The organism is Rugamonas rivuli (assembly GCF_009380165.1).
Taxonomy (GTDB): domain Bacteria; phylum Pseudomonadota; class Gammaproteobacteria; order Burkholderiales; family Burkholderiaceae_D; genus Rugamonas; species Rugamonas rivuli.
In genome coordinates this window covers 977,575-990,868 of record NZ_WHUF01000002.1, presented here as the reverse complement: position 1 = coordinate 990,868, position 13,294 = coordinate 977,575, and the positions used below count along the sequence as shown (strand labels likewise).

Here is a 13,294-nt window from a genome sequence, read left to right as displayed (position 1 = left end):
TGTGCCGGTGCTGCGGGATGGCCTGTTCGTCATCGGCGTCGCGACCAGCACGCAGCGGGCGCAAGCCCGCGAACAACTCCGCTCGGCAACGCGGGCGGCGCTGGCCGCAGTGCTGGGCGTCGACGCCGATGCGATAAACATCGACAGCACGCCCGGCGAAGCGCCGCGCATCAAGCTGGCTGGCGGCAAGCGCGCCATCGGCTGTTCATTCACCCACGACGAGGGCTATGCGCTGGCCGCCATCTACCTGCATGGAGCGGTCGGCGTCGATGTGATGAAGGTGCAGGACATCCAGGACTGGGACAACGTGGCGCGCGACTATCTCGGCCCGCAGGTTTGCGCCGCGCTGCTCGCGGCGCCCGCCAGCAAGCAAGCCACTGAGTTCGCACGTGCCTGGACGCGGCACGAAGCCTGGCTGAAATGCCATGGCCGGCAGCTGAGCGAGTGGCAAGCAGGCGACGAAGCGTCTATCGGCGTCGCCTTGCGTGGCCTGCCTGAAGGATTGGTGGGCCATCTCGCGATGGCCGGCGCGAATTAGTTCGGCGCGTCGAGGAAGAAGATGGCGGTGAGTTTGGCCGGGGTCTTTTCGGTCGGCTTGTCGATCTGCACCTGGGCGCAGTCTTCGGCCACCAGGCTGCGCCAGTTGCCCACGCCGGCGGCGGAGAAGATCGTGTGCGCCTTGGAGCTCATGCTCATGTCGATCGCCAGGCGGGCATTGCGCTCGCCGGTCTTGGCGTAGTTCACGCCGCGCAGTTCGATGCCGTAGGCCGTCAGCCAAGGCTCCCACAGGCCCGATTCCACGCCTTGCACGATGCGATTCAACATCTCTTCCAGCGTCAGGCCCTTCTTCTTCACCGAGCGCAGCACCGCCAGCGACGGCGCGAAGCGCGCATCGGTGCCCTGCTTGCCGGCGCCGCTGTCGCCTATGGCCTTGGCTTCCTTGGAAAACGCCGCATCGCGCTCGGTGTAGTCGCGCATGCGCGAGTAGAAATCGGCGTTCAGGAATGGATTGGCTACCCGGCCCGCAGGCGCTTGTTTTTGGTTCGTCATGATCAGGCCTTAATGTGTAAGGCCGTAGTTTAACCGACCCGGAACGCTTCCACGACAATCTTGCTCGCCTCGGCGAGGATCTCGCTGCGCGCTTTGTCGTCCTTGCCGGGCTGGGTGAGGTAGACCACCAGCACAATCGGCGCCTTGTTCGGCTGCCAGATCACGCCGATATCGTTGGTCGTGCCGTAGTCGCCGGTGCCGGTCTTGTCGGCCACCAGGGAACCGGCCGGCACGCCGGCGCGGATGCGGGTGTCGCCGGTGGTGTTACCCAGCATCCAGTCCTTCAGCTGCTTGCGCTGCGCTGCGCCCAGGGCGTCGCCCAGCAACAGCTTTTGCAGCGATTCCGCCATCGCCTCAGGCGTCGTGGTGTCGCGCGGATCGCCGGGCAGCGCGGTGTTGAGCTCCGTCTCGATGCGGTCCAGGCGGAATTCGGTATCGCCGATAGAGCGAGCAAACGCCGTCACGGCGGCCGGACCGCCGATCTGCTTCATCAGCAGGTTGGCCGCTGCGTTGTCGCTGTACTGGATGGTGGCTTCGCACAGCGCCGCCACCGTCATGCCTTTGCCGACATGCTTCTCGGTGATCGGCGAATACGTGACCAGGTCGGTTTTTCGATACACCACGCGTTTCTTCAGCAGCGCCGGCTCGCGCGCCAGCACGGCGGCCGACAGCATCATCTTGAAGGTGCTGCAAAACGGGAAGCGCTCGTCGGCGCGGTGCAGCAGGCGGCGTCCGTCGGCCGTGTTCAGCGCGGCCACGCCCAGGCGGCCACCCGATTCCGCCTCCAGCTTGGCCAGCAGCGCGGCTGCCGACAGGGGCGTGGCGGCTGGCGGATTGTCCAGCAAATCGGCGGCGCTGGCGAAGGGGGCGGCGGCCAGCGCCAGCAACAGGGCACGGCGGGTAGCGAAAGCGGTCATGGTGCACAGGTATAGTTAAAACAATATTTCGGATCATACCAGCCGATCCTTAAGCCTGTATTCAATTGAACGCACCCCAATTTGCGCCGGGCGTAGACTCATCGCATGGCTCCTCAAGTCCTCATCGTCGGCGCCGGTCCCACCGGCCTGGTGCTCGCCATCCGGCTGGCGCGGCATGGTATTGCCGTCCGCATCGTGGACCAGAACAGCGGCCCGGGCCAGGCTTCGCGCGCGATGGCGGTGCATGCGCGCACGCTGGAGTTCTACCGGCAGCTCGGTTTTGCCGACGCCGTCGTCGATCTCGGCATCAAGATCGAAGCCATCCACCTGCGCGAAGCGGGCGAGGACATCGCCGAATTGCGGCTCAAGGACATGGGCGCAGGCCTCAGTCCCTACCCTTTCGTGCTGGCCTTCCCGCAGGACGACCACGAGCGCTTCCTGGTCGAGCAGTTGGAGGCCCTGGGCGTCGCAGTCGAATGGAACACCGTGCTGGAAGCGTTCACGCAGGACGAATGGGGCGTGCGCGCAGTGCTGGTGCGGGGCGGCGACCGCATCGCCTGCAGCAGCGTCTACCTGTGCGGCTGCGACGGCGCCCGCAGCCGCGTGCGCGAATCGCTCAAGCTGGACTTCAGCGGCGGCACCTACGACCACTTGTACTACGTGGCCGACGTCAAAACCTCGGGGCCGGAGAACCGCGACCTGGTCGGCCACCTGGGTCCCAACACCTTCGCGCTGATGCTGCCGGTGCGTTCGCGCGGCATGCAGCGGCTGATCGGCATCATGCCGCCGCAAGCGGAGGCCCTGCCCGAGCCGGGCTTCGAAGACATCCGGCCGGTGCTGGAACCGCTGCTGGGCATCCAGGTGGAACAGGTGAACTGGTTCTCGACCTATCGCGTGCATCACCGCGTGGCCTCGCAGTTCCGCGTGGGCCGCTGCTTCGTCGCCGGTGACGCCGCCCACATCCACAGCCCGGCCGGCGGCCAGGGCATGAACACCGGCATCGGCGACGCCGTCAACCTGTCGTGGAAACTGGCCCTGGTACTGCAAGGGCGCGGCGACCACGCCCTGCTCGACACCTACCAGGCCGAGCGCATCGTTTTCGCGCGCAGGCTGGTCGCCACCACCGACCGCGCTTTCCAGATGATCGTTTCACAGGGCGCCGGCGGGCAGTTGCTGCGCAGCTGGCTGGTGCCCCATGTGTTCCCGGTGCTGACCGGCTTCACGGCCGCGCGCCGCGCGTTGTTCAAGGCTTTGTCGCAGGTGCAGATCCACTATCCGGACAGTCATCTGAGCGGCGGCCGGGCGGGTGAAGTGATCGGCGGCGACCGGCTGCCGTGGGTGCCGCAACCGGATGGCGGCGACAACTTCGACGCGCTGCAAACATTGGATTGGCAGTTGCATGTGTACGGCGAGCCCTCGCCCGCCCTGAGCGTCGCAGCATTTGAGCTGTCGCTGCCGCTGCATGCCTACCCGTGGACCGATGCCGCCGCCGACGCCGGCCTGCTGCGCGACGCCGCCTACCTGATCCGGCCCGACATGCACGTGGCGCTGGCCCTGCCGCGCCAGGAGCTCGATTCCCTGCGCGGCATGGTGGCGCGCTATCACCTGCGCTTCGCGCCGGGCAAATCCGAAGTTTAGCGCTGGGCGGCGACCAACAGCATCATCGGGCGGTCCAGCTCTTCGGCCAGGCCGGGATTGGCAGCCACCTGGTCGGCTGTCGGCGCCCATTCCTGCACATGCCGCACGTTGAAGCCCGCCTGGATCAGGGCATTGAGCGTGGTGCCTATGGTGCGGTGGTATTTCAGCACGCCCTTGGCCAGCCAGTCGGTGCGGCGCGGCCCTTCGATGGAATAGCCGTCCAGCGGCCAGATCCTGCGGCCATCGGCATCCGTCGCCCAACCCGGCTGCGCGGGCGCCATGTAGACCGGGTGCTCGATCGTGAACACAAACTGCGCGCCAGGCGCCAGCGCCTGATGGATGGTCGCGGCCAGCTTGCCGAAATCCTCGATGTAGTGGAAGGCCAGTGAGCTGTACACAAAGTCGAACGCGCCGGCGGGCAGCGACAGCTGTTCCAGATCGGCGATCCGGTAGTCGATATTGGCGGCCTGCGTAGTGGCCTTGGCGCGCGCGATCATCTGTTCGGACAGATCCAGCGCCAGCACCTGCGCGGCGCCCTGCCCGCCGGCCCAGCGCGCAAACCAGCCGAAGCCGCAGCCCAGGTCGACCACGCGCTTGCCTTCGAGGTCGGGCAGCATGGCGCGGATGGCCGGCCATTCGGGTGCACCGTCCAGGCCATGCACGGAACGCGGCAGCTGGCTGTAGCCGGCGAAGAATTCGGGTTGGTCGTAAATATTCTGTGCCATGCGATCCTCCATGCGCCCGGCGGCGGGCCGGGTATAATTATTTTTTTGCCACTGTTGATACCAAGAGGTGCACTATGACAGAGAAGACTTTGAACGCCAAGGTTGATGAATACGTCAGCAAGCCGGGGCAATGGCAGATCGCCTACCAAAAGCTGCGCGCCATCGCACTCGCCTGCGACCTGACCGAAGAATACAAGTGGGGCAATCCCTGCTACACGCTCGACGGCCAGAACGTCGTCCTGATCCACGGCTTCAAGGAATACTGCGCGCTGCTGTTTTTCAAAGGCGCGTTGATGCAAGACCCCAAGGGCATCCTGATCCAGCAAACCGAGAATGTCCAAGCGGGACGCCAGATCCGCTTCACCAGCGCCGAACAAATCGCCAAGATGGAAGCGTCCCTGAAGGCCTACATCCGCGACGCCATCAAGGTGGAACAATCCGGCGTACAGGTGGAATTCAAGAAGACCGCCGAATTCGCGATGCCGGAGGAATTCCTGAACCGGCTGGAGGAATCGCCCGAGTTGCAGGAAGCCTTCGCCGCATTGACGCCGGGACGCCAGCGTGGCTACCTGCTACACTTCTCGTCGGCCAAACAGGCCAAGACCCGCGAGTCACGCGTGAACAAATGCATCCCGCATATCCTCAAAGGCAAAGGGCTGGACGACTAGCTTCATGAAAACCATAGCCATCATCGGCGGCGGCATCACCGGCGTCACTACCGCTTACGCTCTCGCCAAGCGCGGCTTCGCCGTCACGCTGCTGGAGCGCCATCGCTACGCCGCGATGGAGACCTCGTTCGCCAATGGCGGCCAGCTGTCCGCCTCCAACGCCGAGGCATGGAACCACAGCAGCACCATCGTCAAAGGCCTGAAGTGGATGCTGAAGAACGATGCACCGCTGCTGGTCAACCCCAAACCGAGCTGGCACAAGCTGTCGTGGTTCGCCGAGTTCATCGCCGCCATTCCCCACTATCGCGACCACACTATCGCCACCACCAGGCTGGCCGTGGCTGCGCGCGCGCATCTGTTCAGCTGGGCCGAGGAGGAAGGCATAGACTTCGACCTCAAACGCCAGGGCATCCTGCACATCTACCGCGACCGCGCCGGCTTCGAGCACGCGGCCGGGGTGTCCAAGCTGCTGGCGCAAGGCGGCCTGCCGCGCCGCGCCATCACGCCGCAGGAGATGCGCGCCCTCGAACCGACGCTGGCCGGCCAGTACTATGGCGGCCACTACACCGAAAGCGACAGCACCGGCGACATCCACAAATTCACCACCGGCCTGGCGCAGGCGGCGCAGCGCATGGGCGTGGACCTGCGCTTCGGCCAGCGCGTGACCAAGGCCAGCGCCGATGCCCATGGCGTCAGCATCACCGTCGAACAGGACGGCGCCAGCGACACCAGCGAAACCCTGCGCTACGACGCAGTGGTGGTCTGCGCCGGCACCGCCAGCCGCGAAATGGCGGCCATGCTGGGCGACCGCGTCAACGTCTATCCGGTCAAGGGCTATTCGATCACCGTCAACCTGGACGATGCCGCCAGCCAGGCCGCCGCCCCCAACGTCAGCCTGGTGGACGACGCCGCCAAGCTGGTCGCCAGCCGCTTCGGCGTGAGCCGCTTCCGCGTGGCCGGCACGGCGGAGTTCAATGGATTCAACCGCGATATCCGCGCCGACCGCATCGCGCCGCTGGTCAATTGGGTGCAGCAATGCTTCCCCGGCGTGAGCACCCGCAGCGTGACGCCATGGGCCGGGCTGCGGCCGATGATGCCGGACCTGATGCCCCGCGTGGGCCGGGGCAAGGCGCCATCGGTGTTCTACAACACGGGCCACGGCCACCTGGGCTGGACTTTATCGGCCGCCACGGCCGACATCATCGCCGACGCGGTGCTGGCCGCTTTGGGTGCGCCGACGGCTTCGGTTAGCCAGCGTACCGCACAGGCCTTGAAAATGGCGTAAACTGCCATCATATCCAGCCTGTCTTACAAGGAGATCTGACATGACGGCAAAATCTTTCGCACGTATGACCCTGCTGGCCAGCGCCTTGGCGCTTGCAGTGCCGGCGTTTGCGGCCGAACCCACTGTACACGATGTGTATGTCGCCGCCGAAGCAGGCAAATACACCGAAGCCCAGGAGCTGATGGACCAAGTCCTGAAAGCCCACCCGAACAGCGCCACCGCGCACTTCGTCGAGGCTGAGCTATTGGCCAAGCAAGGCAAGTTCGCCGCCGCACAGGGCGAGCTGGCCACGGCTGAACGGCTGCCCGGCCTGTCCAAGGTGGATCCAAGCGCCTTGGCCAAGCTGCGCACGTTGCTGGCCGACGGCCAGAAACCGAAAGCCAACTACTCGCAGCAGCAGCCGGCACGCAGCAACGCCGCTTACAACAACGGCAACTACGGCGCTCCGCAGAGCAGCGGCATCCCCTGGGGCACCATCCTGATCCTGGGTGGCGGCCTGCTGGGCTTTATCTGGCTGGCGACACGCTTCATGTCGCGCCGTAACGCGCAGAACGACGCATCCTACAATCCGGCCGGCTACAACCCCGGCGGCGGTGCTGCACCCGGCTACGCGCCAGGCGCAGGCTACCCTCAACAGGGCTATCCGCAGCAGGGCTACGGCCAGCCGCAGCAAGGTAGCGGCATGGGTTCGCGCATCATGGGCGGCCTGGCGACCGGCGCTGCGGTAGGCGCGGGTATCGTGGCCGGCGAAGCGATTGCGCGCCAGTTCACCGGCGGCAGCCACGATTCGGGCGCCCAGGCTGCTCCACGCAACGACATCGTCTACGATGATCCATCGCGCGACGAACTGCTGCGCCGCGACGACATGGGCGGCAACGACTTCGGTGTCAGCGGCGGCTGGGGTGATTCCAGCGGCGGTGGAGGAGACAGCGGCGGCGGTGGCGGCGGCGACTGGGATTAATCCAGCTCCGGCATCACCATCACATCACGGGGCGCGGCGCTCGCCCGCCCCGGCAGCTTCCATCGCAAGATCCCAGTACGGCGGATCGCCGAAATACTCCCTCAAATGACGTATCAGCAGCTGCGCCTTGATCTGGTTGGAACGGCCGGGCATGTGCACGGCATGGATCGCCGACTCCGTCGGTTCGCGCCGCCCCAGCACTGCGGCCCGCACCACCGGCGCCATCGGGAACACCGGCACCAGCTGGCCGGCGACGATGGCGTCGCTCACCAGCCAGTTCGCCAGGTGCACCACGCCCGCGCCGCCGATGGCCGCGTGCAGCAGCGAGTCGGTATCGTCGCAGCGCAGCGTGCCCTTGATGGCCAGCGGCTGGTTCTGGTTCACGCCGTCGAAACGCCACCAGCCGCGCGGCGCCGAGCGCCCGGTAACGGTCAGGCAGTTGTGGTTGAGCAGATCCAGCGGCGTTTGCGGCCAGCCGTGGCGGGCAAGGTAGGCCGGGCTGGCGCTGACCACGCGGTTCTGGATCGCCAGCCGCGTCGCCACCAGGCCACTGTCGGGCAGCACGCCGGCGCGCACTGCCACGTCGACCCGGCGCGCGGCCAGGTCGACGATGTCGTCGCTGACGTGCAGCTCTACTTCCAGCAAGGGCCAGTGCTGCAGAAACCCGGCGATGGCCGGCGCCACGTGCAGGCGCCCGAACGCGGCCGGCGCCGTCACCGTCAGCAGGCCGCGCGGTTCGCTGTCCAGCTCCTGCACGGCGGCCTTGCCATCGGCCAGTTCGGCCAGGATGTTGCGGGCGCGCGGCAGGAAGCGCACGCCGGCGTCGGTCAGGATCACCTGGCGCGGGCTGCGCAGCAGCAGGCGCGCGCCCAGTTCGGCCTCCAGCGCGTCAAGCTTGCGCGACACCGACGATACCGCCACCTTCATCTCCGCCGCCGCACGGGACAGGCTACCGTGCTCCACGACCGCCAGCAGGCACTGTAAGCTGTCTATCATCTTTTCCCTCCATTTTGCAAATATCGCAAATTGCATTTGCCTTAATGGATATTGTGCCATTTTTTGCAAAGATGCATACTGTGTTTAGTAAATTCATTGATAAGGAAAACCCATGAAACTCATCAGCAAATTCACCCCGCTTGCCGCCGCCATCGCTTTTGCCATCGCCGCACCCGCCATGGCCGCCGCGCCGCTGGCCGGCACCAATGCGCCCGGCTTCTTCCGCATCATGCTGGGCGATTTTGAAGTGACCGCGATCAGCGACGGCACCGTCGATCTGCCGATGAACAAGCTGCTGCAACAGGCGCCCGCCAAGACCGACCAGGAACTGGCCCGCTCCTATCTGGCCAGCCCGCTGGAAACTTCGGTGACGGGTTACCTGGTCAACACCGGCGCCAAGCTGGTGCTGATCGACACCGGCGCCGGCAATCTGTTCGGACCGACGCTGGGCAAGCTGCTGGCCAACCTGAAGGCTTCGGGTTACCAGCCGGAGCAGGTCGATGAAGTGCTGATCACCCATATGCACCCGGACCACGTCGGCGGCCTCGCAGCCAACGGCCAGGCGGCCTTCCCCAACGCCATCGTCCGCGCCGACAAGCACGACGCCGACTTCTGGCTCAGCCAGGCCAATATGGACAAGGCGCCGGCCGAGAACAAGGGCTTCTTCCAGGGCGCGACGGCGTCGCTGTCGCCGTACGTGGCCAACCAGCACCTGCAGCCGTTTAACGGCGCCGTCGAGATCACGCCGGGCATCCGCGCTGTCGCCAGCTACGGCCACACGCCGGGCCACATCAGCTACATGGTGGAGAGCAAAGGCAAGAAGCTGCTGGTGGTGGGCGACTTGATCCACGCGGGCGCGGTGCAGTTCGAGCACCCTGAAGTGACCATCGGCTTCGACACCGATCCGAAGACCGCCGCCTACGCGCGCAAGCAAGCCTTCACGGCGGTTGCCAAGGAAGGTGCGCTGATCGGCGCGGCCCACCTGCCCTTCCCCGGCCTGGGCCATCTGCGCAGCGCCGGCCAGGCTTACCAGTGGGTGCCTGCAAACTACACCCAACTGCGTTAAACTGGATCGTATGGAAACAAGTAACACCCCTCGCCCCATCAGCGTCCTTGTCGTTGACGACCACCCCTTGCTGCGCACGGGGTTGGGCGAAGCCATCGCCAGCCAGGCCGATATGCGCGTGGCCGGCGAGGCCTGCAACGGCCGCGATGCGGTCGAGCTTTACCGCACCTTGCGCCCCGACGTCACCATCATGGACATCGCCATGCCGGAGATGTGCGGCGTGACGGCGCTGCAGGAGATACGCCGCGAGCATCCGAGCGCCCGCATCGTCATGCTGACCACCTACAAGGGCGACGTGCAGATTCTGCGCGCAGTGCAGGGCGGCGCGGCGGGCTTTTTATTGAAGAGTACCTTGCGCAAGGATTTGCTGGATACGATACGCGGCGTGCACCAGGGGCAGCGCCGCATCCCGCCGGAGATCGCGATGGAACTGGCCCAGCACATGGGCCAGGGGCCGTTGAGCGCGCGCGAAACGGAAGTGCTCAATCACGCCGCCACCGGCCACTCCAACCGCCGCATCGCCGAGCAGCTGGCGATTTCGGAAGAGACGGTGAAGGCGCACATGAAGAACGTGCTGGCCAAGCTGGCCGCGAACGACCGCACCCACGCGGTGACGATCGCCCTGCGGCGCGGGATCATCTCGATCTGAACTCTTAATCGCTGGCCGCGCAGGCCAGCCAAAGCAGCAGCGCGCAAGGCAGCAGCAGGCCATTGAAACCGGCCAGCATGAAGGCCAGCGCGCCGCTGATGCAGCCGACGGCAAACGCCAGCACCGGCCACACCAGCTTCTTCAGGCGTGCCCGCGCGTCGGCGTCGCCGCGCAGCGTGTCCACCAGATCGATCACCAGCTGCGTCACATTGCCGGTCATGACGGTGGTGGCGGCCACCTTCCCCAACAGCAGCTTGCCGTAGGCGTTCTGCACCGCCATCGCGCCCGCGCACAGCATGCCGGTCAACATGATCAGCGGCGCATCGGGCCTGTCGACCGGTGTGGCCAGCCAGGCGCAGGCCACGCTGGCCGTCATCAACAGCGTTTGCAGCAGCAGGCTGTTACGCAGCTGGCGGCTGCCGCTGCGCTCCCAATGCAGTATCAGCAAGCGCGCCAGCGCCACTCCCAGCACAAACACCGGGAACACCAGCAGCTTGAGCCAGATGTCCGGCGCAGGCTGCGCCATGCCCCGGCCCAGCAGCACGAAGTTGCCGGTGACGTGGGCCGTGAACAGTCCGAACAGGCCGATGAAGCCCAAGGTATCGACATAGCCGGCCAGGAAGCCGAGGGCCACGCTTTGTTTCGTATCGCCGCGCTCCATCAGGCCTCCTTGCGCAGATCGTGCCATGCCACCAGCAGGAAGGCGCCCGCCAGGCCGAGGTGTTCATAGAAGCCGTTGGCCGCCATGAAGCGCTCCGGTCCCGCGATTTCCCAATAGCGGTTGGCGAGCAAAGTCGCCATCAGCGTGAACACGGCCAGGTAGCCCGCGCCCAGCCAGCGATAGAAGCCGCTCAGTATCATCAGCGACGCACCCAGCTCGCCGGCGATCACCAGCGCGGCCATCGGGCCGGCCGGCGACAGGCCGAAATGCTGCATCTCGCCGATGGCGGACTGGAAGTCCATCAGCTTGTTGATGCCGCCTTGCAGATAGGCGGCGCAGATCAGCAGCAGGCAAATCCAGCGTAGCGACGGCGTGGCCAGCCGCGTCAGTATCGGTTTGATCGGCGCCGTCATCACACCGCCCAGCAGGCGCAACCCAGCGCGCCCCAGAAACTCTTCAGATCGGACGTCGGCAGCTTGCTGGTCCACGCCGTCGCGTGCTGGTGGCCGTGGACGTTGCACTGGTTGGCGCAGCCGCAGGCGGCCTGCTGCTGGCGCAGTTGCTGCTGTTCGCGCTTGCGCTGTTCAAGCTCCTTCAGCGCGGCGCGGTTGTTACCGATCTGCTCACCCCAGCCGGCGTAACCGCCGAAACGGCGCACCGGCGACCAATCCGGCATGGCCGGCGGCGGCGCCTCGTCGTAGCTGGCGAACTCGCCGGCCGCGTAGACGATCTTGCCGCCGACGATGGTCAGGCGCGAGCTCATGTCGGCGATCTCGCTTTCGGCGCAGGCGTAGAAGTCCTTGTCCGGCACGATCAGGTCGGCCAGCTGGCCCGCCTCGATGCGGCCCTTCTTGCCCTCTTCGTTGGAGAACCAGGTGGTGTTCTCGGTCCACATGCGCAGCGCCGTTTCGCGGTCCAGGCAATTGGCGCGCGGGTACATCTGCATGCCGCCCACGGTCTTGCCGGTGATGAGCCACGACAGCGATACCCACGGGTTGTACGAGGCCACGCGGGTGGCGTCGGTGCCGGCCGAAACCTTCACGCCCGCTTCCAGGATTTTCTTCACCGGCGGCGTGGCTTCGGCCGCACCGTGTCCATATCGTTCGACGAAGTACTCGCCCTGGTAGGCCATGCGGTGCTGCACGGCGACGCCGCCGCCCAACGCCGCGATGCGGTCGATGGACTGGTCGGAGATGGTCTCGGCATGGTCGAAGAACCAGTTCAGGCCCGTCAACGGAATCTCCTGGTTGACGCGCTCGAACACGTCCAGCGCGCGGCTGATGGTTTCGTCATAGGTGGCGTGCATGCGCCACGGCCAGCGGTTCTGCGCCAGCACACGCACCACGCCTTCCAGGTCGTCTTCCATATTGTCCGGCATGTCCGGGCGCGGTTGGCGGAAGTCTTCGAAGTCGGCGGCCGAGAAGGTCAGCATCTCGCCTGCGCCGTTGTGGCGGAAGTAGTCGTCGCCCTGCTGGTACTTGACGCTCTGTGTCCAGTTCAGGAAGTCTTCCTTTTCGTGCGCGGGCTTTTGCGTGAACAGGTTGTAGGCCAGGCGTATCGTCAGCTGTTTGGCGTCCGACAGCTGCTGGATCACCTGGTAGTCTTCCGGATAATTCTGGAAGCCGCCGCCGGCGTCGATGGCGCCGGTGACGCCGAGGCGATTCAGTTCGCGCATGAAGTGGCGGGTCGAATTGACCTGGTATTCCAGCGGCAGCTTGGGGCCTTTCGACAGCGTCTGGTACAGGATGGCCGCATTCGGCTTGGCCAGCAGCAGGCCGGTGGGATTGCCGGCGCCGTCGCGCAGGATCTGGCCGCCGTGCGGTTCCGGCGTGTCCTTGGTGTAGCCGACGGCACGCAGCGCGGCGCCGTTCAGCAGCGCGCGATCGTACAGGTGCAGGATGAACACCGGCGTATCAGGCGCCACCGCGTTCAGTTCGTCGATGGTCGGCAGGCGCTTCTCGGCGAATTGATGTTCGGTGAAGCCGCCCACCACGCGCACCCATTGCGGCGCGGGCGTGATCGCCACTTGCGCCTTCAGCATGCCCATCGCGTCGGCCAGGCTGCGCACACCGTCCCAGCGCAGCTCCAGGTTGAAATTCAGGCCGCCGCGGATGATGTGGCAGTGGTTGTCGATCAGGCCTGGCAGCACGCGCTTGCCTTGCAGGTCGATGACGCGGGTGCGCGGACCGGCCAGCGCCATGATCTCGTTGGCGCGGCCCACGTGGGTGAAGCGGCCGTCCTTGATGGCCACGGCTTCGGCGTGCGGATTGCTGCGGTCCAGCGTGGTGAACAGGCCGCGGTGCAGGATCAGGTCAGGCGTTTGGTCTTGGCTCATCATGCGTTCCCTTTGGTTTCGTCATTCTTTTGCGCGGACGGCAGCTGGCCGAAGCAATGCGGCTTCACATGCTGCTCGATCCACGAAACCTGCCTGGCTTCCGGCTGCCACAACTGGCGCAGCAGCGGCGGCAACTGCTCGCCGAGCAGGATGCCCAGCAGGCCGACCAGCGCCACCACCGGCGGCGCCGGCGAGCGCACGTTCAGGAAGCCATAGATTAATCCAACCAGCAGGCCAACGGCCAACGACACGACATACATTTTCGACATGGGGGTTCCTCGGATAGGGGATAAAACTGCATGCCTCCAGTCTAGAGAGTCCCACCCTTTTTGCCATCACCGGG

The 13,294-nt window shown here is 65.8% G+C and carries 15 protein-coding genes; 7 read left to right on the top strand and 8 right to left on the bottom strand.

The features are described from left to right. Position 1 precedes the first annotated feature (1 nt). The gene (locus GEV01_RS09685) at positions 2-538 is read left to right on the top strand and encodes a 4'-phosphopantetheinyl transferase family protein (protein WP_328595471.1); all 537 of its coding nucleotides are present in this window, start codon (positions 2-4) and stop codon (positions 536-538) included. Here the strand turns inward: GEV01_RS09685 and GEV01_RS09680 are convergent. Next, on the bottom strand, positions 535-1,050 hold the full coding sequence (locus GEV01_RS09680; protein WP_008449734.1) for a hypothetical protein: 516 nt from the start codon (positions 1,048-1,050) through the stop codon (positions 535-537). The genes GEV01_RS09685 and GEV01_RS09680 overlap by 4 nt on opposite strands. A gap of 29 nt (positions 1,051-1,079) precedes the next feature. Beyond that, a complete protein-coding gene (gene bla / locus GEV01_RS09675) occupies positions 1,080-1,967 on the bottom strand; it encodes a class A beta-lactamase (protein WP_152803724.1) in 888 nt (295 codons plus the stop codon). Between the two features lie 105 nt (positions 1,968-2,072). Between bla and GEV01_RS09670 the strand changes: the two genes are divergently transcribed. Continuing rightward, positions 2,073-3,605: an FAD-dependent monooxygenase gene (locus tag GEV01_RS09670; protein ID WP_152803722.1), complete on the top strand. Its 1,533-nt coding sequence runs from the start codon at positions 2,073-2,075 to the stop codon at positions 3,603-3,605. Here GEV01_RS09670 and GEV01_RS09665 read toward each other — a convergent pair. After that, positions 3,602-4,330, bottom strand: a complete 729-nt coding sequence (locus GEV01_RS09665; protein ID WP_152803720.1) for a class I SAM-dependent methyltransferase — start codon at positions 4,328-4,330, stop codon at positions 3,602-3,604. The genes GEV01_RS09670 and GEV01_RS09665 overlap by 4 nt on opposite strands. A 74-nt stretch (positions 4,331-4,404) precedes the next feature. On the opposite strand from GEV01_RS09665, the gene GEV01_RS09660 reads away from it, so the two are divergent. Genes GEV01_RS09660 through GEV01_RS09650 form a run of 3 tightly spaced genes read left to right on the top strand, consistent with a single transcriptional unit; the run spans position 4,405 to position 7,244 of the window. Continuing rightward, complete coding sequence (locus GEV01_RS09660) at positions 4,405-4,998, top strand: YdeI/OmpD-associated family protein (RefSeq protein ID WP_175022999.1); 594 nt, start codon at positions 4,405-4,407, stop codon at positions 4,996-4,998. 4 nt (positions 4,999-5,002) lie between these two features. After that, the gene (locus tag GEV01_RS09655; RefSeq protein WP_152803718.1) at positions 5,003-6,283 is read left to right on the top strand and encodes a D-amino acid dehydrogenase; all 1,281 of its coding nucleotides are present in this window, start codon (positions 5,003-5,005) and stop codon (positions 6,281-6,283) included. A 40-nt stretch (positions 6,284-6,323) separates the two neighbouring features. After that, on the top strand, positions 6,324-7,244 hold the full coding sequence (locus GEV01_RS09650; RefSeq protein WP_152803716.1) for a tetratricopeptide repeat protein: 921 nt from the start codon (positions 6,324-6,326) through the stop codon (positions 7,242-7,244). A 24-nt stretch (positions 7,245-7,268) separates the two neighbouring features. Here the strand turns inward: GEV01_RS09650 and GEV01_RS09645 are convergent, their stop codons facing one another. Continuing rightward, entirely contained in the window at positions 7,269-8,240 is a 972-nt protein-coding gene (locus GEV01_RS09645; RefSeq protein WP_152803714.1) for a LysR family transcriptional regulator, read from the bottom strand. A 112-nt stretch (positions 8,241-8,352) separates the two neighbouring features. Here GEV01_RS09645 and GEV01_RS09640 point away from each other — a divergent pair, with 112 nt between their 5' ends. Continuing rightward, on the top strand, positions 8,353-9,306 hold the full coding sequence (locus GEV01_RS09640; protein ID WP_152803712.1) for an MBL fold metallo-hydrolase: 954 nt from the start codon (positions 8,353-8,355) through the stop codon (positions 9,304-9,306). A 10-nt stretch (positions 9,307-9,316) separates the two neighbouring features. Beyond that, entirely contained in the window at positions 9,317-9,955 is a 639-nt protein-coding gene (locus tag GEV01_RS09635) for a response regulator (RefSeq protein ID WP_152803710.1), read from the top strand. A 4-nt stretch (positions 9,956-9,959) separates the two neighbouring features. Here GEV01_RS09635 and GEV01_RS09630 read toward each other — a convergent pair whose 3' ends face one another. The 4 genes from GEV01_RS09630 to GEV01_RS09615 are packed head-to-tail and all read right to left on the bottom strand — an operon-like array spanning position 9,960 to position 13,220. Then, positions 9,960-10,616: a YoaK family protein gene (locus GEV01_RS09630; RefSeq protein ID WP_152804054.1), complete on the bottom strand. Its 657-nt coding sequence runs from the start codon at positions 10,614-10,616 to the stop codon at positions 9,960-9,962. Further along, the gene (locus tag GEV01_RS09625) at positions 10,616-11,029 is read right to left on the bottom strand and encodes a DoxX family protein (RefSeq protein WP_152803708.1); all 414 of its coding nucleotides are present in this window, start codon (positions 11,027-11,029) and stop codon (positions 10,616-10,618) included. Before GEV01_RS09625 ends, GEV01_RS09630 begins: the two co-directional genes overlap by 1 nt. Further along, positions 11,029-12,951 (bottom strand): amidohydrolase, encoded by a 1,923-nt coding sequence (locus GEV01_RS09620; protein WP_152804053.1) that lies wholly within the window; start codon positions 12,949-12,951, stop codon positions 11,029-11,031. Before GEV01_RS09620 ends, GEV01_RS09625 begins: the two co-directional genes overlap by 1 nt. Then, on the bottom strand, positions 12,951-13,220 hold the full coding sequence (locus tag GEV01_RS09615) for a DUF1427 family protein (protein WP_152803706.1): 270 nt from the start codon (positions 13,218-13,220) through the stop codon (positions 12,951-12,953). Before GEV01_RS09615 ends, GEV01_RS09620 begins: the two co-directional genes overlap by 1 nt. Between the last annotated feature and the right edge of the window lie 74 nt (positions 13,221-13,294).